The sequence below is a fragment of the Micromonospora phaseoli genome, from assembly GCF_900109115.1.
Lineage (GTDB): Bacteria > Actinomycetota > Actinomycetes > Mycobacteriales > Micromonosporaceae > Micromonospora > Micromonospora phaseoli.
In genome coordinates this window covers 62,631-81,486 of record NZ_FNYV01000002.1, presented here as the reverse complement: position 1 = coordinate 81,486, position 18,856 = coordinate 62,631, and the positions used below count along the sequence as shown (strand labels likewise).

Here is an 18,856-nt window from a genome sequence, read left to right as displayed (position 1 = left end):
TAGTCACTTTCCTGTAGGTACCTACTATATCGGCGATGTTAGCTTCTCCGGGTCGCCGCCGGGACATCGAGACCGGCGGTGGTCGTGCCCATCAGGACATGGGTGGATGTCGAAACCAGGAGGAGCGTTTCATGATCGTTATTACGGGGGCCACCGGCAATGTCGGTCGCGTACTGGTGGAGGTGCTGGCCGCGGCCGGCGAGCAGGTGATCGCGGTATCACGAGGAACGTCGCCGGTGTCCCTGACGGACGGGGTGCGGTATCAGCAGGCTGATCTGGCGGAACCGGAGACCCTGCGGCCGGCGGTCGACGGCGCTCGCGCATTGTTCCTGCTGGTCTCGGGTGCCGGTGCACATCTGAATCCGAGCGACATCCTCGACGTGGCGAAAGCCGGTGGCGTCCAGCATGTCGTCCTGCTCTCCTCGCAAGCCGCCGGAACACGCCCGCAGTCGGTCTCGCATGCACCGTTACGCGGCATCGAGGGTGTCGTGCAACAGTCCGGTATGGCCTGGACGATCCTGCGACCGGGTGGTTTCGCGTCCAACGCCTACGCCTGGACGGAGTCGGTGCGGACCCAGCGGACGGTGGCCGCACCGTTCGGCGACGTCGGCTTGCCGGTCGTCGATCCCGCCGACATCGCCGAGGTCGCCGCTACCGTCCTACGGGAGGGTGAGCACGCCGGTCGGACATACGAACTGACTGGGCCGGCCCTGACCACACCGCGACAGCGGACCCGGATCATCGGCGAGGCGCTGGGCCAGCCGGTCCGGTTCGTCGAGCAGACGCGTGAGCAGGCCCGCGCGCAGATGATGCGGTTCATGCCCGAACCGGTGGTCGACGGGACGCTTGCCATCCTCGGCGCACCCACCCCGGCAGAGCAGCGGATCAGCGCGCACACAGCACAGGTCCTGGGCCGAACCCCGCGCACCTTCGACGACTGGGCACTGCGCCACATCCACGCGTTCCGGTGAGCACCGGCCCCGCCTCGCCGAGTGGCGAGGCGAGGCCCTCGTCGATGTGTGCTGCGCGGCCATCGGACGGCAGCGCCGCTGGGGTCAACGGGATTGCCTGACGAAGTCATCGAGAACGGCTGCCACAGGCTAGATCCTGGTGTTGCCGCCCCGGTTGACGATGCTCGCCTTGTTGCATTTGCCCCAGGTGAGCGGAAGGCCGGTGCTGCCGCCCCCACGGCCACCCCACTTGATCAGCGAGATCTTCTTGCCGGAGTAGCCGGTACCGTACCTGTTGCTCTTGAAGGTGTTGCCTCGTCCGCAGGTTTCCCCCTGCTCCAGCCGGCCCCACTCGCTGAACATGGCGTACCGGCCGGATTTCGTGAAGGTGTTCCCGCTCACCACGTTGTTGCTGCTCCCGTCCCTGATCCGCACGGGATCGCCGGTGATCGACGAGAACTTGTTCCCGGTGATGCTGCTGCCCGAGGTCTTGACAAGGTAGACCCCGTGCATCATCCCGCCGTTCCTCAGCCGGGAGAAGGTGTTCTTCTTGATCACGATTCGGGACGAGTTCTTGACGTGGATCGCGGCGTATCCCGTGGAACCGCTGAGATTCCTGAAATCGTTCCCGCTGATCGTGATGTTCTTGACATTCCTGAGCAGAATGGCGTTGGCGTGGCCAGAGAACTTCTTGCCACTGATGGTGAACCCGCCCGGCCCGCCGTCAATGCAGAGCTGATAGTCACCCTTTGGGCACTTGACCTGCCCGGGGTATTTCGCGGCAGTCACCCAACCCGACGGGACGACGCCCAGGCTGGGCGGCGCCTGGGCCTGTGTGCCGCTGGCCTGCCCCGGCGCGGCGAGTCCGAGGACGAGTGCGATGCTGCTGGCCAGCACGGTCATTCCACGCATGAGCATAGGAGATCCTGGTTGGCGAGTCGGGATGTGGACGGCCTGGCGGTCGATCACGTGCGGGTGGCGTGGAAGCCGCCACTGGTGATCCGGGCACCGTTTCGGCATTCTGCCTTCTGGTACTGCCACCGCTTCGGTCCGTTGATGGGTGACCCCGAAGTGCAGGTGACCCACGTCGTCACGTAATACCCCGGGCACTGGACGTGGTAGCGTTCCGCACCCCCACTGCCGGCGCGGTCCGTCCAGTCCGTGCACGCCGCCGCAGCTACCGAAGAAGCGGCCGAGACAGCGGGCGGAGACGCCACCGCAGGGCCGCCGACCAGAGCAAGCAGGCCGCCGACCAGTAGCGCGACACCAGTCGCTGCCGTCGATGCGTTACGAGTGGTCCTCAACATGACTCTCCTCTAGCTGGTTGTTCCTGGGCGCTCGTCTCGCCCCGGTGAAATCAGCATCTGGGGCCGGTCATTCGGGAAGCTTGGGTAGACCTTGAATTCCCAGACCAGCGCGGGTGCAGAAAACAGCTGCCGGACCATGCGGAATACGCCGGTCCGTGGCGGACGGGTCGCTACCGGGCACCCCTGGAAGAGACCTTGTGGAAAACTTGAATCCGCTGCTGGCGGCGGGGGACAGCGAGGGCTCATGGTTGCGGTGTTCAGGCTGCTGGGCGATGTCGAGGCGTTCGTCGACGGCAATGCGGTTGACCTCGGTCACGTCCGCCAACGATGCGTGCTGGCGGTGCTGCTGGTCGACGCGAACAAGATCGTGCACGTTGACCAGTTGCTCGACCGCGTGTGGGTGAACGGGCCGCCGCAGCGGGCGCACAGTGCGCTCTACAGCTACCTGTCTCGGCTGCGACGCTGTCTGAGCGGTGCCGAGGACGTCGACATCGTCCGACGGCAGGGCGGCTACCTGCTGAACGTCGATCCCATGGCGGTGGATCTGCATCGCTTCAAGGAGTTGGTGTCGCGCGCCCGGCGTACCACCGACGACGAGCACGCGCTGCGGCACTTCGATGAGGCGATCGACCTGTGGCGGGGCGAGCCATTCGCGCGCCTGGACACGCCCTGGTTCAACATCCTGCGCACCGAGCTACATCAGGCCAGGCTCACGGCCGAGCGCGACCGCACCGACATCGCACTGCGCCGCGGTCAGCACTCGACGCTGCTGTCCGAGCTGTCGCGCGGTGTTGCCGAACAGCCGTTGGACGAGCGTCTTGCCGGCCAACTGATGTTGGCGCTGTCCCGCTCGGGTAGGCAAGCCGAGGCCCTCGACCGGTATCAGCGGATCCGGCACCGCCTGGCCGACGAGTTGGGTGTCGACCCCGGAACCGACCTGCAGGAGCTGCACCTGCGGATTCTCCATGGCGATCGCGAGGTCGCCGCCTCGGCCGTGACGTCGACACCCACCGGTCCGGCCGCTGCCGGTACACCGCGGCAGCTACCGCCGCCGCCAGCGAACTTCGCCGGCCGTGTCCGGGAGTTGGCGGCACTGACCGCCGCCGTCGACCGACAGGCCGACACGGGCAGCGGGGTCGCCATCTCGGCCGTCGGGGGGATGGGTGGGATCGGAAAGACCTGGCTCGCACTCCGGTGGGCTCACGACAACCTGGACCGGTTTCCCGACGGACAGCTGTACGTCAACCTGCGCGGCTTCGAGCCCTCGGTGGCGGCAATGCCGCCGGAGATGGCGCTACGAGGTTTCCTCGATGCCCTCGGTGTGCCGCCCGGATCGGTGCCGCTGGATCTGGACGCGCAGATCGGCCTGTACCGCAGCACAGTCTCCGGCCGACGGATGCTGATCGTGCTCGACAACGCCCGCGATGCCGAGCAGGTGCGTCCGCTGCTGCCCGGCATCCCCGGATGCGCGGTGCTGGTGACCAGCCGACAACAGCTGTCCGGTCTGGTCGCGGCCGAGGGTGCCGACCCGGTCACCCTCGACCTGCTCACCGCGGCCGAGGCCCGTGAGTTGCTGGCGAGCCGACTCGGTGGCGACCGGGTGGCGGCCGAGCCGAGGGCGGTGGAGGGGATCGTCGAGCGGTGTTCCGGGCTGCCGCTGGCGCTGGCGATCGTGGCGGCCCGCGCGGCGGCCCACCCCGGATTCCCGCTCGCCGCGTTGGACCAGGAACTGGCCCAGATGAAGGACAGCCTCGACGGCTTCGCGGGCAGCGGGGACACCGCCACCGACCTGCGGTCGGTCTTCTCCTGGTCCTGCCGGGCGCTCGGCGAGCCGGCGGCCCGGCTGTTCCGACTACTGGGGCTGCATCCGGGGCCGGACATCTCGGTGCCGGCCGCCGCCAGCCTCGCCGCGCTGTCCGGCCGGCAGGTGCGCCCCGTTCTGAGCGAACTGAGCCGGGCGCAGCTGTTGGTGGAGCGGGCGCCAGGCAGGTATACCTGCCACGACCTGCTGCGGGCGTACGCGGCGGAGATGGTCGAGTCGGAGCCGGCAGAGCTACGCCGAGCCGCCCTGCACCGGATCGTGGACCACTATCTGCGAAGCGCCCGATGCGCCGACGGGCGGCTGTCGCCACTGCGGGATCCGATCGTGCCGCCACCGGCCCAGGCGGGCGTGGCGCCGGAGGAGCCAGCGGACAACGCGCAGGCTTTGGCCTGGTTCGGCGAGGAGCACGCGGTGCTCATGCGGGTGGTCGAGTTGGCCGCCCGACACGGACTCGGCCAGCACGTCTGGCAGCTGGCCTGGACGCTGACCACCTTCCTGAGCCGCCGCAGCCACTGGGAGGACCTGATCGTCGTGCAGCGCCACGCGTTGGCCGCCACCGAGCGGCACAGCGACCGGGCGGCGCGGGCGCAGGCGCACCGCGACGTCGTTCCCGCCTATTGCGAGACGGGCCGGTTCGAGTTGGCCCGTGGCCACCTTGAGCAGGCGCTGGTGCTGTTGGACGAGCTTGACGACCAGGTTGGTCAGGCGCACACCCTGCTGACGCTGAGCTGGTTGAGCGAGCGAGAGGGCGACCAGGTCGCCGCGTTACGCCACGACGAGCGGTCGCTACGGCTGTTCCGGGACAACGGACACCAGGCGGGGGAGGCCCGCGCACTCAACGCGGTCGGCTGGGACCATGCCATGCTCGGCGAGCACGCGGAGACGATTCCCTACTGCCAGCGGGCAGTAGCCCTGCAACGTCGGCTCGGCGACCGCGTCGGCGAGGCGAACAGTTGGGACACGCTCGGCTACGCGCACCACCATCTTGGTCACTTCCGACGGGCGGCCCGCTGCTACCGGCAGGCGCTCAGCCTCAGCCGTGAGCTCGGGCACCGCTACAACGAGGCGCAGGCGCTCCGACATCTCGGCGACACCCAGCAGGCCCTCGGCGATCTGGATGCCGCCCGCGACTGCTGGCTGCGTGCCCTGGAGATCCTCGTGGAGGTGGGGCATCCGGAGGTCGAGCAGCTCCGGGACGATCTGGCCGCGAGCCACGTTGCCGCACCGTGACCCGAGCCAGTAGCAGCGGGCACGGCAGCGCATCGCCTGCGGCGGCGGCCGGACAGATGCTCACCCCCGCGCTGCTCCGGTAGCCGATCGCCGCCGGCGTCTCCTTGCTGCCTCGGCCGAGCCAATTAACGAATTACCGGTTACGCAATTCAAATAATTAAGCCGGCAAACCGGACAAATCACAGGTACATCATAATGACTGTTATTGTGCGTAAGGACTTGCGTTGGTGTATGCCTTCACCGATGCGGGCCGAACCCCAAGCTGGTCAGTGCTCAGGAAGGCATCCGCCCGTACGCCGCCCGTGCTTCGGCGACCTCTGCGGCCTGACGCTGGCGCCAGCGCTGCTGCGCCTCGCGGTTGCAGATTCGGCAGACCCTCCGGAGGCGGCCGGTCGCCGGCTCGAACTCCCGGTCGTGCCCGTTACGGCAACGCGGACGCTGGGTCCGTCCACGGCAGTTGTCCGCGTGGCTGAGCTGGCGTAGATGGGCCGGTTCGATGCAGTCCGGCACTCCACAGTCGTGGTGGATCTCGAGAGCAGGGTCGTAGCCGCCGACGAAGACCACGTACGCCGCGATGTGCGCCCACGCCCGGCCGGCCAGCTTCTGGTGGACGCCACGCTGGCGGCCGTAGCCGCGCACTATCAGGCATCCGCTGTCGACACGCTCCGAGCGGCTCAGCAGGTACGCCCGGAGCGTGTCCTCGGTGAAGTGTCGGGACAGACCGTTGATCTGGGACAGCACCGCGTCAGGGTACGGCCGGGTGCGAGGCAAGAAATGCCTGCACGCTGGCGGTGAAGGCGGCTGGGGTGTCCACCCAGGGGAAGTGCCCGGCGCGCGGCAGCACCGCCAGGTCGGCGTTGTTGAGCAGGGTCGCCAGCTCGCGTACGGCGGCGCGGGTGGGCCAGATGTCGTACTCACCGACCACCAGCAGCACCGGCGCAGTGAGCGCCGCGAGCCGGTTGGGCAGTTGCGGGTCTGGTTCGAAGCCGGCGTAGAAGCCGTCCGTCGCCTGTGCGACGAACTGCGCGGGCTCGGCGGCTGCTTGCACCTGGGCTGCGGCATTCCACTGTCCGTACAGCAGCGGGGCCGACAGCCAGCGGTAGCGCTCCAGCTCCTGCGGCGACGTGGCCTCGGCACGCAGGGCGGTGACCGCGTCGGCGTACCAGGGCTCCTGTGCCCGCTGAGCCAGCACCTCGTCCACGGCGAGGTCGGACGGGATGCCGGTGACGCGCAGGGACGGGTCCACCAGGACGAGGTGGTCGAGCCGGTGCGGATGCTCGGCCGCGTACAGCAGACAGGTCCCGCCGCTGGCGGAGTGTCCGAGCAGGTCCATCCGCTCCAGCCCGAGGTGCCGGCGCAGCGCCTCGACGTCCTGCACGAGCCGATCCACCCGGTAGGTGGCAGGGTCCTGCGGGACCTGCGATACGCCGGTTCCGCGGTTCTCCAACAGGATCAACGTCCGATGGTCGCTGAGACCGCCCAGCTCACCGAGGTATTCGGCGGCCTGGCCTGGCCCGCCGGGAACGCAGACCAGCGGCGGGCCAGAGCCGACCAGCCGATAGGCCAGTACCGTGCCGTCCCAGGAAGGAAAGCGTTGCATGCCAACCGAGTCTGCCAGGCACCGCAACACGATCATGATGCGTCGGCGCGCCTGATCGGCAACCCGAAGTAGGACTGAGAACATTTTTCGCATGCGTCCGCACGACACTCCGGTGCTGTATCGCCCGCCGGCCCACCCGGCCCTGCCCGACGGGCCGATGGCCGTCACCGACGCGTGGTTGCGCAACCGACGGTTGAGTGAGCACACCCGCGACGCGTACCGCCGCGATGTCGCCACCTGGCTGACCTGGTGCGATGCCCGCCAACTCGACCCGCTGCGGGCGAACTTCCTGCACGTCAACGAGTACGGGCGGGCGCTGGAAAGCACCCTGGTCGCCCGTACCGGCCGGCCAATGACCCCGGCGACCGTAGCCCGGAAGCTGTCCGCGCTGTCCAGTTGGTACGACTTTCTGGTCAAACTGCGGGCGGTCGACTCCAACCCGGTCGGCGACGCCGACCGGCCCCGGATCGACCGCGACCACTCGGCCACCGTCGGCCTGGCCCCCGACGAGGTGGACGCGCTGCTCGCCGCCGCCGATGCCGAGACCGGGCCGACCGCGGCGCGCAACCGCGCCACCGTCACCCTGCTGGCCGATCTCGGTCTGCGGGTCGGGGAGTTGGTCTCACTGGACGTCACCGACCTCGGAGCGGAGCGGGGACACCGCAGCGTGCGCTTCGTCGGCAAGGGCGGCAGGCCGCGCCGCCGGGCGCTGACTCCCGGCACGGCGTACGCGGTGGACGCGTACCTGGCCGAGCGGGCCGCCGGGCAGGGCGTGGCGGTCCACGAGCTCACCGGGCCACTGCTGGTCACCGCCAGCGGTACCCGCCTCGACCGGCACTCGGTGTTCCGATTGGTCCGGCGGCTTGCGCGAAGCGCCGGGATACCCGCGTGGGCTCGGTTGTCACCGCACTCGCTGCGACATGCCTTCGCCACCACGGCCCGCACCGAGGGGGTGCCGCTGGAGGACGTGCAGGACGCGATGGGGCACGCCGACCCGCGCACCACCCGCCGGTACGACCGGGACCGACACAACCTCGACCGCGACCCGGCGTACGCGATCTGGGCTGCCCGGGCCCGCCGCCGGAGCTGACCCGGCCCAGGGCTCACGATCGCCTCCGCGCCGAGTCGGTGCCGCCGGTCCGGTTGACCTGCCGAGTTGACGACCGGACGCTGACGCGCTAAATAAGGTAGTGAGAGTTGAGTCAGCAAGGCTCAACTTGAGGAGACCTTCGGCCAGAGGAACCGAGGAGGCACACCATGCTGATGCGTACCGACCCCTTCCGCGAGATCGACCGGCTCACCGAGCAGTTCTTCGGCACGAGCAGCCGCCCAGCGGTCATGCACATGGACGCCTACCGCGACGGCGACCACTTCTACGCCGCCTTCGATCTGCCCGGCGTCGACCCGGACAGCATCGACTGCACGGTGCAGCGCAACGTGTTGACCGTCCGCGCCGAACGTCGTCGGCCCGCCGGCGACACCGTCGAGCTAGTCGCCGCCGAGCGCCCGATGGGCGTGTTCAGTCGGCAGCTCTTCCTCGGCGACACGCTCGACACCGACAAGCTCGAAGCGGGCTACGACAACGGGGTGCTGACGCTGCGTATCCCGGTCGCCGAACGTGCCAAGCCGCGCCGGGTCACCATCAGCGCCGCCGGCAACGGCCCCAGGCAGATCAAGGGCTGACCGGCCACGGCCGGGCGGGACGCGCGTCCCGCCCGGCCGGGTCAAGAGGGCGGGCTGACGCAGTACACGTCGCCGGAGTTGGCCTCGTGCGGCAGGTCGAGCAGGTGGGCGGCCATCTCGTCGGCGCAGACCCACCGCCCGAGGGTCAACGCCTTGTGGTCGCCGAGCGCCACGTCGAATCCGCCGAAGCCGAGCGTGGCGAGCCGGCGCAGGCACCGCAACGCCACCGCCCGCTCGATCGTGGTGAACTCGAACGACAGCGCGGGCACCGGCCCACTGAGGCCGGCGAGCACGGCGTCCTCGAAGCCCTCGACGTCGATTTTGACGAAGGCGGGCGGGCCGTGCTCGGCGATCAGCGTGTCCACGGTGGTGACCGGCACCTCGATCTGGCCGTCCCAGACCTGCCCCTCCCAGCCGCCGGCACCGGCGGCCGCCGCCACGAAGTCGGTCGAGGCGGTGGAGACGGTCGGATTGGCGGAGTTCACCAGGAACCCGATCCGGCCGGGCTGCGCGCCACAGGCCGCCTCGACCAGGGTGACCTGGTCGTCCTCGGCGTAGATGGCCCGCAACGCGCGTAGGCACAGCGGTTGCGGTTCCACGGCGACGACCCGCGCGCCGAGCCGGCGGAAGCTGCCGATGTGGTCACCCACGTGCGAGCCGATGTCGAAGACCAGGTCACCGGGGCGCACGAAGCGGGAGTAGAAGGCGTCCATCGCCGCATCGCGTCCGGGATCGCCGTAGTACACCTCCAGCGACCGACGTAGCGAGGCGGTGGCGGGGTCGGCCTTGAGTGCCTCGACCGCGGCGGAGTGGGTACCCATCGCAGCACCTTAGCCCGCCCGGTTCGGCGACCGTGGCGTTCCCCGGGTACCCCGGTCACCCGGCGTGACGCGCTCGGCGTGCCGGACGTCGACCCAGCAGCAGCGCAGCTGTTAGCTGACCGGGCAACGATCCCAGGCCGGAACATCTTGTTAGCCTCGTTACATGACCATCCCGTTGCCGGGTCGCCCGTCGGACCTGATGTTCCTGCTCAGTTGGGCCAGCCACGCGCTCCGCGCCGAGCATGCCGCCAACCTGGCCGAGCTGGGCATCTCACCCAGGGCGCACTGCGTGCTGGCACGGGCCCGCGGCGGCGGACTGACCCAGCGACAGATCGGCGAACTGTGCGGGGTGGACAAGACCACCATGGTGGTGACCCTGGATCAGTTGGAGGCCACGGGGTTGGCTCGACGCGTGCCGTCACCGACCGACCGGCGGGCCCGACTGGTCGAGGTCACCGCAGCGGGGGAGCAGGTGCTCGGCCAGGCTCAGGAGATCTCCGCCCGCGTCGATCAGAACGTGCTCGCCGCCCTGCCCGACGAGGAACGCGAGGTGTTCCTGCGGGCGATCCGGCGCCTCGTCGACGAGCGCCTCTCAGGTGCCGGTGCGTGCGGGGCGCCCGGCTCGGTCTACTAGCCGGATTCGACGGGAGATATGCCCGGAAGACGTCCCGTGCAAGATGGTTTTGTTCGGGACTATCTGATACGGTCGTGGTTGTCGATTTCCCCGATGGAGGAGCGCGCCATGACCGGCACCACCCTGAACCCCGTCAGCACCAACGGTTCCCTGCGTCGCCGCGCCCTCGGCGTCCTCGCAGCCGTCGCCGGCAGCGTCGCGACCTGGCTCGTCGGCGCCCTGGTCGGCGTCAACTACGCGGTGCTCAGTCCAGGGGAGCCCGAAACCGTCGTCAACCTCATCCCGGTGATCGTGGTCTCCCTCGGCGCTGCGCTGTTGGGCTGGGCGACACTGGCCGTCCTGGAACGGATCGCCGGCCGTCGGGCCACCGTCATCTGGCTCAGCCTCGTGGTGGCCGTGACGCTGCTGTCGTTCGTGCCACTTCTGCAGGTCGAGGCCACAGTTGGAGCCAAGGTCGCGTTGGGCGTGATGCACCTGGTGGTGCCGGCCGCCCTGATCGCCCTGCTACCCAGGCGCGGCGACTGACCCGGCCGCCCGGCTGGCCCAGCCGGACCGCCCGGCCGTGGCCTCGTCGCGCCGGGCGGTCCGGCTTTCACCCCCGCCGGGGCGGCCGATTCTCTACCGTCGAGTGGTGTGGGCGCTGCGCAGTCGTGGAGCAGACCGGCCCGGCGACGCCACCCGGTGCGCGCCGGGCTCGTCTTCGCCGGGGCCGGGGTGGCGCTGTGCTGCATCGGGGTCGCCGGGCTGGGTGCCTGGAACGTGCAGCTCGTCACCCAGGCCGCCGGCCCGATCCGGGAGACCGCAGAAGGATTCCTGCGAGAGGTCACCGCGGGCGACACCGACGGCGCGTACGAGCGGCTCTGCGCCGATTCGCGTACCCGGTGGAGCGAGCTCGGCTTCACCAGTTGGGTACGCACCCCGCCGGTGGTGCGCGACTACGAGATCGTGGACGTGTCGGTGGCCACCACCGGCGGCCGGCCGCACGGCACGGTCACAGTACGGCTGACCCGCGAGACCGGCGACACCGAGCAGCGCGACCTGTCGGTGGTGCGGGAAGATGCCGGCTGGCGGGTCTGCGGCGACCCGTACTGATCACACCGGGACCGCCTCGGTGGACTCCACCAGCCGGCCGTCGCGCAGCACCAGCACCCGGTCGGCCAACTCGACAAGCGTCGGGTCGTGCGTCGCCACCAGGGCGGTCATGCCCCGCGCGTGCACCAGCGCCCGCAGCAGGTCCATCACCGCGCGGCCGGTCTCCGAATCCAGCTGGCCGGTCGGCTCGTCGGCGATCAGCAGCGCCGGATCGTTGGCCAGCGCCCGCGCGATCGCCACCCGCTGCTGCTGCCCACCGGACATCTCGTACGGCCGCTGCGCGGCGTGAGCACCCAGCCCGACCATCTCCAGCAGCACCGACACCCGCTCCTCGCGCTGCCCGGCCGGCACCTTCGCCAGCCGCATCGGCACCCCGACGTTCTCCGCCGCGGACAGGATCGGGATCAGCCCGAAGGACTGGAACACGAACCCGATGGTGTCCCGACGCAGCCGCAGCAGGTCCCCCTCGCCGGCCGCGGTCACCTCGTGGCCGGCCACCCACACCCGTCCGGAGGTGGGCCGGTCCAGACCACCGACGAGGTTGAGCAGGGTGGTCTTGCCCGCGCCGGAGCGGCCCCGCACCGCGACCAGCTCACCCCGCCCGGCCCGCAACGACACGTCCCGTACCGCGTGGACCACCCGGTCACCGCTGCCGTAGTCACGGCTGAGCCCTTCGACCCGGATCAGATCACTCACCGCGTACCCCCCTCGTCGCCGGAGCGGACCTGCACGTGGTCCGGCTCCAGGGTCAGCTTCACCCGATCCCGCAGGGCCAGCGCGTCGACGAAACCGGCCGGCAGCTGCATCCGCCCGGCCCGGTCCAGCACCGCGTACTCCTCGGTGACCAACTCCTCGACGCCGTCGGCACCGACCCGTGCGGTGCGGTGCACCTCCGAGGCGGTGCGGCCGTCCCGGATCGCGACCGTCCGCCGGACCTGGGACGCCACCTGCGAATCGTGGGTGACCACCACGACGGTCACCCCCAGCTCGGCATTGATGGTGCGCAGCGCGGCGAAGACCTCCGCGGCCGTGGCCTCGTCCAGCTCGCCGGTCGGCTCGTCGGCGAAGAGCACCTCCGGGTCGTTGGCCACCGCCACCGCGACGGCGCACCGCTGCTGCTCGCCACCGCTCATCTGCCCCGGCCGGCGGTCCGCGCAGTAGCCCACGCCGACCATTTCCAACAGCTCCATCGCCCGCCGCCGGCCCGCCCGGCCCCGGCGAGACAGCCGCATCGGCAGCTCTACGTTCTCCCGCGCGGACAGGTACGGCAGCAGGTTGCGTCCGGTCTGCTGCCAGACGAAACCGACGGTGTGCCGCCGGTACCGCAGCCGCTTGCGCGCCGACATGGTCAGCAGGTCGTAGCCGGCCACCCGGGCGATCCCCGCGGTCGGGGTGTCCAGCCCGGACAGGATGTTCAGCACGGTGGACTTGCCGGACCCGGACGCGCCCACGATCGCCAGCAGTTCACCCCGGTCGACGACCAGGTCGAGGCCCTGCAACGCGACGACCTCCACGCCCTCGGTGGTGAAGATGCGGACCAGTCCGTCGCAGACGATGTGCCCGCGCAGCCGGTCGGCGCCACCGGCGCGGGCGGCGGCCCGTTCCGCCGCGCGCCGTTGCAGCGTCGCGAGGTCCGGTACGTCCTGTACGACGGTCATGACGGCACTCCGCTTCGCTCGGTCATGCGTTCTCCTCTCCCAGACGCAGCACCTCACCGAGGCGCATCCGCCGGTTCGACAGGTTCTCCACCGCCAGGCCCGTCGCCAGACCAAGCACCACCAGCCCCAGCACCGAGCCCGCGACCAGCGGATTCAGGTGATAGCCGAGCGGCACGTCGGGCACGAACGCGGACAGTCCCAGGGTGGGTCCCAGCACCCGGGGCAGGGCCGCCCCCACCACCGCGCCGGTCACCGCCGCGACCACCACCAGCGGTACCAGCTCGTACACCAGCAGCCGCCGGCCACTGCCGGCGGACAGACCCAGCGTGCGCAGCCGGGACAGCATCCGGCCCCGCCCGGCGGCGTCGGCGACCACCGCGAAGCCGACGGCCAGCACCGCCAGCGCGGCGCCCCCGGCCGCACCGGCGGTGAACGCCAGAGTCAGCACGTCGTTGGCTCCGGTGCGATCCAACCCCTCCCGGTACGCCTGCCGGCTCTGCAGCTCCGCCGGCTGCTGCGTGCGGGTCACCGCCACACCGAGCACGGCGGACTGCCGCTGCCGCTGCGTCTCGTCAGCGACCCCGAGCAACCGCCCCTCGTCGATGTCCTCGCCGGCGAGCAGATACCGGTTCGGGATGATCGGCGTGTACTCGTACTCGGGCATCGCCTGCCACGGCAGCACCACGAACCGTTCCGTGCCCAACCCCACCCCGGGGAAGGCGTCGGCCACCTCGGCGACCTGGAACTCGTACAGCCGGCCCTGCACGTCGACCGCGGCCCGGTCGCCGACATCCGTCGCCACCTTCGGGGACACCACCGCCGGCACCGGCCCGTCGCCCCGCGCGGCGGCACGCAACGCGGCCGGCACATCCACCTCGACGCCGCTGCGCGCCACCACCTCGGCGAAGGCCGGCGCGTCCACCACCAGGACCCGGGCCGTGCCGATCTGCCGCGCCGGCGCCCCGGTCTCCGGCAGCAGTCGCCGGTTGGAGTCCACCCACACCCGGGCCACCGCCTGCACCCCGGGCACCTGAGTCAGCGCGTCGGCGGCGTCGGGGGAGAAGGTGTACCCGGTCAGCCACGCATCGGCCGGCACGGTCAGGGTCGCGGCCCGGTCCCGGGCCGCGCTGACGGTGGTCGCGACCACCCCACCGAAGACGCCCGTGCTGACCGCGACGATCAGCACCGCCAGCGGACCCAGCGCCACCGGCGCCCCCCGCCCGGCGCGGGCGACACCGAGGAACAGCAACGCCCCCCGGGCCCGCACGGCCAGCCGGCCGGCCAGTCGCAGCGGCCACGGCAACAACCGCATCGCCACCAGCGCGGCGGCGACCGCGACCAGCACGGGCACCGAGCTGAGATACGCGTCGACGCCCTCGGCCGGATCGAGTCCCCGGCGACGCAGCAGCACCACACCCAGAACCGCCAGGACCAGCACGCCCGCCTCGACGGTGAGTCGCCGCACCGACGGACGTTGCCGGGCCACATCCGCCCGCCCGGCGACCATCGCCACCTGCCGCTGCGAGAGCATGGCCAGCACCGGAACCACGGCGGTGGTGAGCACCGCCAGCAGCAGCACCAGCCAGGGCACCCCGTCGGCCCGGCCCGGCACCCGGGTGCCGGCCAGCCAGCCGACCAGCACCGCCAGCGGCTGCACGGGCGCGGCCTCGGCGAGGGTACGCAAGCCGATCGCGGACAGCGACGCGCCTCGGGCCCGCAGCAGCGCGAACTCGTCGCGGCGGCGCAGCACCGCCAGCCGCGCGGCCAGCAGGATCAACCCGAGCAGGCTGGCGATCAGGCCCGCCTGCACGACCGCCAGCAGCGCCTGCACGGCGTACAACTGCTCGGCGAAGCGGGCCAGCGCGGTGTCCAGCGACGTCTGGACCGTCGCCCCCGCCCACTGCATGCGGCGGGTCTCGGCGACCGCCGCGGTGACCGCCGGCAACGTCCCGGTGTCCAGCCGCTGCTCGCCGAGGCGATACCGCCAACCGCTCACCGCCGGCACGCCGCTGGCGGCCGAGACGGCGTCCACCCCGGCCCAGTCGGTGATCCCCACCACGATGTACGGGTCGCCGTCCAGCAGCGGGAAGATCGGGTTCAAGGCCTGCTGAAGGTCGTCCCAGACCGGGTCGGCGGCGTCGCGTGGCTCGAACACCCCGACGAGGAGCGCCTGCGCCGTACCGTCCTGGCCGATGAACCGCAGTGACTGGCCGGGACGCAGGGACAGCGTCTCGGCCACCGTCGCCGACACCGTCACCTCCGCCGGACCGTCCGCCCCGGTACGCGGCCACCGCCCGGCGGTCAGCTCCGCGGCGTCCTGGACGCCCGTCTGCGCGCGCAGACCGAACTCCTTGCGGGCGCCACCGTCCATCGGCGGGTCGTCGCCGATGGCGACCAGCCGCTGCTCGTCCAGCGAGGCGGCGTACCACCGGCGATCCACCAGCCCGGGCAGCGGCTGCGGCAGCTCGGCGGCGTACCGGTCCAGATCGGCCTGCCCGGCCGCGGCCGGCGCGGGCCGCTCGACGGCGAGGGACACGTCACGCACCAGGTGCGGCAACTGGGCCACGTCGGCGCGCAGCCCCCGGTCGGCGTACCCGTTGGACAGCCGCGGCGCGGCGGTCACCAGCAGGGCCGCCACCAACCCCAGCGCCGCCAGCAGCGCCACATGGGCGCCGTACGCCCTGATCCGCCTAGCGCTCACCGGTTCGCCCTTCCGTTCGTGACTGCGGGGCTCGCGAGCTCACTCCTCGCACTCACCGGTCCACCCCTTCGGCGCGGAGTTGCGTGGTGGTCAGTCGCCGACGCGTGGTCGCCGACACGGCCGCGCTGAACGCCAACGCCAGCGCCAGCAGTCCCACGCCGGTGGCCACCACTGGTGGCCAGTCGACGATCAGCAGCGGCGGTGGATCGGGCCGGTCCGCCGACGGGGTCAGGATGACCAGGGGTGCCATCGTCGCGGCGACGCCTACCCCGACGATCAGCCCGACCAGCACGCCCATGCCGGCGAGGAACGACTGCTCGGCCAGCAGCGACCGGGCCACCAGGCGATGCCCCGCGCCGAGGGTGTGCAGCACGGCCAGCTCGGTGGCCCGCCGTCGCGCCGTCGCGCTGACGTCCACGGCCACCCCCACGGCGGCCAGCAGCACCGCGGCGAGAGCGGCGGCGAAGAGCGCACCCCGGGCGCCCACCCCGAACGGATCTCGGGCCAGGTCGGCGGCGACGTCCGCGCGGCTCAACACGGTCAGTCCAGCGAGGGCGGCGGCCGCCGTGGCCGCCTGGTCCGCCTCGCCGGGTCGGGCGGCCAGCCACCACTCCTGCGGTGCACGGACGATGCCGTGGTCGTGGAAGAGCCGGGTGCTCAACGACGGCAGGTCGACCAGCAACGCCGCGCCCTCGGTGTCGCCGGGCAGCGCCGCCACACCGTGGACGACGTGGACGTCGACCTCGGCCCCGCCCAGGAACAGCCGGGTCTGCGCACCGACGTCCACGTGCAGCGCGTCGAGCGCCTGCGGGGTCGCCACCACCGGCACCCGCGTCGCGCTTGCCGGCCGCGACACGGCCAGTTGCAGGGGCGTGCCGCGGGCGAACCAGCCGCCCGGGAGGTCACGTTTGTAGTGCGCGGTCAGGGAGGCCCCGGCCGCGGTCGAGGCGGTGGCCTCGCCGGCGCGGTCGACCAGCTGCCACGGCCCGTCCCCGGCCAGGTCGACCGGCGTACCAGGGGAGCTGTCCGGGCTGGCCCGCAGGCCGGAGAGCCGCCAGTCGAAGGTCAGGCTCGGCGCGCCGATGGTGTCGGTGGTGAAGCCGGCCAGCCGCCACGGCCCGTCGCCGGCCGGCAGCTCCACGGAGAACCGCAGCGGTGCGTCGTCCCGGCTGGTGGCGCCGAGCGCGACCCGCCGGTAGCCGCCTCGCGGGTCGGCGAGCACCGCGTGGTGGCTGATGGTCGCGCCGGTGCCGGTGCCGGTGCCCACGTCGTTGATCTGGGTGCGTAGCTGGCCGGTCAGCCGCCGGGTGCCCGCCGGCAGCAGGGTGTCCGGTGCCTCGACCCGCTTGCCGGCCAGGGAGCCGAGCAGGTGGTCGGTGGATCCGCCGGCCAGGTCGGAACGCAGCTGTACCACCTGGCCGGCGACATCGGCGTCGACCGCCAGCATGGTGGCCGGCTCGGCGGCCGGCCCGAGTCGCATACTGTCCCGCCAGGCCGCCAGCACGGCCTCGGTGCCCGGCAGGTCGGCGAGTTCGTCGACCCGGTTCGCGGGGGCGGAGCCGTTGGTCTCGGTCAGCCGCAGGTCCGCGCCGACCCGGTGGGCAGCCTGATCGTTCAGGGAACGTTGGGAGGTGCCAGCCAGCGACCAGGCGAGGGTGCCGACCGCCACGGCGAGGGCGAGCAGCAGGACCGGCCCGGCGTGCGGGCGGCGGCCGGCCTGCCAGGTGCCGAGGATGGTGGCGGTCCACGGTTTGCGGTCCAGCCAGCGTTCCGCGAGCCGGATCAGCGGGGGCAGCAGCCGCAGGGCGAGCACCGCTCCGGCCAGTACGCCGAGCGTGGGCGCGGCGGCCAACATCGGGTCGATGCCCAACTCGCCGCCACGCGAGCGGGACAGCGGCGACGAGTACCGGCTGAGCTGGTACCAGCTGATCAGGGCCAGACCGACCAGCAGGACGTCCAGCCCGGCCCGCTGCACCATGCCCCGCCGGCTCGGGCGGGAGCGGCTGGCCAGGTCCGCGACGTAGCTGTCGCCCCGGCGCAGGCTCGGCCCGATCATCGCCAGCGCGCAACCGGCCGCCGCCACCGCGGCGACCAGCCACAGCATCGCCTCGGGTGAGGCGTTCGAATGCAGCGAGACGGCGGCGAGTCCGGGTAGCCGGCCGGCGACTTTCATCAGTTCGGCGACGAGTGGTGGGGCGAGCAGCGCGGCGGGCAGGACGACCAGGGTGGCCTCGCGGGCGGTCAGCCCGGCCAACTGCCAGCGGGCCGCGCCCCGGGCCCGCAGCAGCCCGGTCTCACCGCGCCGGTGCTCGGTGAGCAGCACCGCGACGAGCAGCAGCGCGTACCCGCCGAGGACCACCACCAGCAGCATCGGGGTGACCAGTGCGGAGCGGCCGACGAGGGTGGCCTGCTGCAGCCGGTGCACCAGGGCGACGAGGTCGCTGGTGGCCACCGCGGAATCACCGAGTCCGGCCTCGGCGGGGGTGCTGGTGGTGATCCGGGCCGCGGCGTCGGCCAACTGGTCCAGGGCCGGGCTGCTGACCCCGGCGAGGTCGGGCTCGACCAGCCAGCCGGCGGAGGCGTTGGCCAGGAAGTGGGTGACGAAGTCCTCCCGCTGCACCGTCAGTGGGCCGTAGGTGGCGGTCTGCGGCTGCGACCCGGTCGCCGCCTCCGGTGCGAGCCGCCAGTAGGTGCCGTCGGGGTCGACGGGGGTGAACAGGCCTGTCACCGTGACCTCGGTGACTCGCCCGCTGAGCCCGTCGGTGATCGGGATGCGGTCACCGACGCCCACCCGCAGCACCGTCGCGGCCGCTTCGGCGACGGCTGTCTGCGCCGGGCTCGCCCCGGCCTCGGGCCAGGAGCCCGAGGTCAGCGAAGCGTGCTCGGGCAGGTCGTCGAGGAACATCACCGACGCGTACGTGGTCCCGGTGCGGTCGGGGACGGCGTCGCCGGTGTCGCCGCGCAGCTGCCGGCCCGCCGCGTACCCGGCGGTGGTGACCTGGGCGGGTAGACCGCCCAGGTCGGCGGAGACCCGTTCGCGTAGCGCGGTGTCGCGTTCCCGCAACGCCTCACCGGTGCGTCCGGCGGCGGCGCGCACCAGGATCGAGCGTTCCCCGGCGGTCGCCTCGCTGAGCACGTTGCGGGTGCCGGAGTCGACGACGTCCCGGTTGTACGCGGCCAGTCCGGTGAGCGCGACGGTCGCTACCAGCGCCGCCCCGGCCGCGGCCAGCAGCAGTCCCCTCGTGGCACGGGCACGCCGTAACGCGAGCCTCATTCGGTGTACCCCCGCCGGTTCGCGGGCCGGTGCGGCCCGTGGTTGCCTTCTCGTCAACACCAGAAGGGGCGGGCCCCCGGAAAA

At 71.8% G+C, this 18,856-nt stretch carries 15 protein-coding genes; 7 read left to right on the top strand and 8 right to left on the bottom strand.

From position 1 onward, the window contains the following. Nucleotides 1-131: 131 nt before the first annotated feature. A complete protein-coding gene (locus BMY89_RS05200; RefSeq protein ID WP_092375807.1) occupies nt 132-971 on the top strand; it encodes an NAD(P)H-binding protein in 840 nt (279 codons plus the stop codon). A 129-nt stretch (nt 972-1,100) separates the two neighbouring features. On the opposite strand, the gene BMY89_RS05195 is transcribed toward BMY89_RS05200, so the two are convergent. Then, nucleotides 1,101-1,853, bottom strand: coding sequence for a right-handed parallel beta-helix repeat-containing protein (locus BMY89_RS05195; protein ID WP_170147660.1), 753 nt, complete (start codon nt 1,851-1,853; stop codon nt 1,101-1,103). Nucleotides 1,854-2,501: 648 nt separating this feature from the next. Here BMY89_RS05195 and BMY89_RS05190 point away from each other — a divergent pair. Next, entirely contained in the window at nt 2,502-5,309 is a 2,808-nt protein-coding gene (locus BMY89_RS05190) for an AfsR/SARP family transcriptional regulator (RefSeq protein WP_092375801.1), read from the top strand. Nucleotides 5,310-5,582: 273 nt separating this feature from the next. On the opposite strand, the gene BMY89_RS05185 is transcribed toward BMY89_RS05190, so the two are convergent. Continuing rightward, nucleotides 5,583-6,050, bottom strand: a complete 468-nt coding sequence (locus tag BMY89_RS05185; RefSeq protein WP_092375798.1) for an HNH endonuclease — start codon at nt 6,048-6,050, stop codon at nt 5,583-5,585. A 4-nt stretch (nt 6,051-6,054) separates the two neighbouring features. After that, entirely contained in the window at nt 6,055-6,909 is an 855-nt protein-coding gene (locus BMY89_RS05180; RefSeq protein WP_092377379.1) for an alpha/beta fold hydrolase, read from the bottom strand. A gap of 91 nt (nt 6,910-7,000) precedes the next feature. On the opposite strand from BMY89_RS05180, the gene BMY89_RS05175 reads away from it, so the two are divergent. Both BMY89_RS05175 and BMY89_RS05170 read left to right on the top strand, forming a co-directional pair. Beyond that, nucleotides 7,001-7,999: a tyrosine-type recombinase/integrase gene (locus tag BMY89_RS05175; protein ID WP_092375796.1), complete on the top strand. Its 999-nt coding sequence runs from the start codon at nt 7,001-7,003 to the stop codon at nt 7,997-7,999. A 167-nt stretch (nt 8,000-8,166) separates the two neighbouring features. Beyond that, complete coding sequence (locus tag BMY89_RS05170; protein WP_092375793.1) at nt 8,167-8,592, top strand: Hsp20/alpha crystallin family protein; 426 nt, start codon at nt 8,167-8,169, stop codon at nt 8,590-8,592. 41 nt (nt 8,593-8,633) lie between these two features. Here the strand turns inward: BMY89_RS05170 and BMY89_RS05165 are convergent, their stop codons facing one another. Then, nucleotides 8,634-9,413 (bottom strand): FkbM family methyltransferase, encoded by a 780-nt coding sequence (locus tag BMY89_RS05165; protein WP_092375791.1) that lies wholly within the window; start codon nt 9,411-9,413, stop codon nt 8,634-8,636. A 163-nt stretch (nt 9,414-9,576) separates the two neighbouring features. Here BMY89_RS05165 and BMY89_RS05160 point away from each other — a divergent pair, with 163 nt between their 5' ends. The 3 genes from BMY89_RS05160 to BMY89_RS05150 all read left to right on the top strand — a co-directional run bounded on the left by BMY89_RS05160 (nt 9,577) and on the right by BMY89_RS05150 (nt 11,139). Then, nucleotides 9,577-10,047, top strand: coding sequence for a MarR family winged helix-turn-helix transcriptional regulator (locus BMY89_RS05160; protein ID WP_111313811.1), 471 nt, complete (start codon nt 9,577-9,579; stop codon nt 10,045-10,047). 108 nt (nt 10,048-10,155) lie between these two features. Next, the gene (locus BMY89_RS05155; RefSeq protein ID WP_139217905.1) at nt 10,156-10,572 is read left to right on the top strand and encodes a DUF6069 family protein; all 417 of its coding nucleotides are present in this window, start codon (nt 10,156-10,158) and stop codon (nt 10,570-10,572) included. A gap of 108 nt (nt 10,573-10,680) precedes the next feature. Then, on the top strand, nt 10,681-11,139 hold the full coding sequence (locus tag BMY89_RS05150; RefSeq protein WP_092375785.1) for an Rv0361 family membrane protein: 459 nt from the start codon (nt 10,681-10,683) through the stop codon (nt 11,137-11,139). Here BMY89_RS05150 and BMY89_RS05145 read toward each other — a convergent pair whose 3' ends face one another. The 4 genes from BMY89_RS05145 to BMY89_RS05130 are packed head-to-tail and all read right to left on the bottom strand — an operon-like array spanning nt 11,140 to nt 18,772. Then, a complete protein-coding gene (locus tag BMY89_RS05145; protein ID WP_092375781.1) occupies nt 11,140-11,835 on the bottom strand; it encodes an ABC transporter ATP-binding protein in 696 nt (231 codons plus the stop codon). Next, a complete protein-coding gene (locus BMY89_RS05140) occupies nt 11,832-12,797 on the bottom strand; it encodes an ABC transporter ATP-binding protein (RefSeq protein ID WP_092375778.1) in 966 nt (321 codons plus the stop codon). The genes BMY89_RS05145 and BMY89_RS05140 overlap by 4 nt, the downstream gene beginning before the upstream one ends. 22 nt (nt 12,798-12,819) lie before the next feature. After that, entirely contained in the window at nt 12,820-15,498 is a 2,679-nt protein-coding gene (locus BMY89_RS05135; RefSeq protein WP_139217904.1) for an FtsX-like permease family protein, read from the bottom strand. 52 nt (nt 15,499-15,550) lie between these two features. Then, a complete protein-coding gene (locus BMY89_RS05130; RefSeq protein WP_092375772.1) occupies nt 15,551-18,772 on the bottom strand; it encodes an ABC transporter permease in 3,222 nt (1,073 codons plus the stop codon). Nucleotides 18,773-18,856 lie beyond the last annotated feature (84 nt).

Coding starts and splice junctions, on each gene's coding strand:
- BMY89_RS05170 (WP_092375793.1), top strand. CDS start 8,167: ATGCTGATGCGTACCGACCCCTTCCGCGAGATCGACCGGCTCACCGAG.
- BMY89_RS05190 (WP_092375801.1), top strand. CDS start 2,502: ATGGTTGCGGTGTTCAGGCTGCTGGGCGATGTCGAGGCGTTCGTCGAC.
- BMY89_RS05160 (WP_111313811.1), top strand. CDS start 9,577: ATGACCATCCCGTTGCCGGGTCGCCCGTCGGACCTGATGTTCCTGCTC.
- BMY89_RS05180 (WP_092377379.1), bottom strand. CDS start 6,909: ATGCAACGCTTTCCTTCCTGGGACGGCACGGTACTGGCCTATCGGCTG.
- BMY89_RS05200 (WP_092375807.1), top strand. CDS start 132: ATGATCGTTATTACGGGGGCCACCGGCAATGTCGGTCGCGTACTGGTG.
- BMY89_RS05195 (WP_170147660.1), bottom strand. CDS start 1,853: ATGACCGTGCTGGCCAGCAGCATCGCACTCGTCCTCGGACTCGCCGCG.
- BMY89_RS05140 (WP_092375778.1), bottom strand. CDS start 12,797: ATGACCGTCGTACAGGACGTACCGGACCTCGCGACGCTGCAACGGCGC.
- BMY89_RS05130 (WP_092375772.1), bottom strand. CDS start 18,772: ATGAGGCTCGCGTTACGGCGTGCCCGTGCCACGAGGGGACTGCTGCTG.
- BMY89_RS05155 (WP_139217905.1), top strand. CDS start 10,156: ATGACCGGCACCACCCTGAACCCCGTCAGCACCAACGGTTCCCTGCGT.
- BMY89_RS05165 (WP_092375791.1), bottom strand. CDS start 9,413: ATGGGTACCCACTCCGCCGCGGTCGAGGCACTCAAGGCCGACCCCGCC.
- BMY89_RS05175 (WP_092375796.1), top strand. CDS start 7,001: ATGCGTCCGCACGACACTCCGGTGCTGTATCGCCCGCCGGCCCACCCG.